Source organism: Pseudomonas tremae (assembly GCF_001401155.1).
Classification (GTDB): domain Bacteria; phylum Pseudomonadota; class Gammaproteobacteria; order Pseudomonadales; family Pseudomonadaceae; genus Aquipseudomonas; species Aquipseudomonas tremae.
In genome coordinates this window covers 1-248 of sequence record NZ_LJRO01000390.1, presented here as the reverse complement: position 1 = coordinate 248, position 248 = coordinate 1, and the positions used below count along the sequence as shown (strand labels likewise).

Sequence of the window (248 nt, the reverse complement as noted above, 5' to 3'; positions counted from 1 at the left end):
CGTGAAGCCGACAAGCTGGAGCGTGACCTTGGGCTGGTGAATGAAAAACTCGCCAAGGTCGAGGAAGCGCTGGCGGACAGCACCAACTACGAGGCGGCCAACAAGGACAAACTGCGCGACCTGCTGGCCGAGCAGGCAAAGTTGAAGGTACGTGAGTCCGAGCTGGAAGACGCCTGGATGCAAGCGCTGGAACTGCTGGAGTCCATGCAGGCCGAACTGGAAGCATTGTCGTGAGCGAGGCAGGGAAG

1 pseudogene is annotated in these 248 nt (G+C 60.1%); it reads left to right on the top strand.

The features are described 5' to 3' along the window. Positions 1 to 234: pseudogene (locus ALO43_RS22520) on the top strand (ABC transporter ATP-binding protein); the annotation flags it as partial. Positions 235 to 248 lie beyond the last annotated feature (14 nt).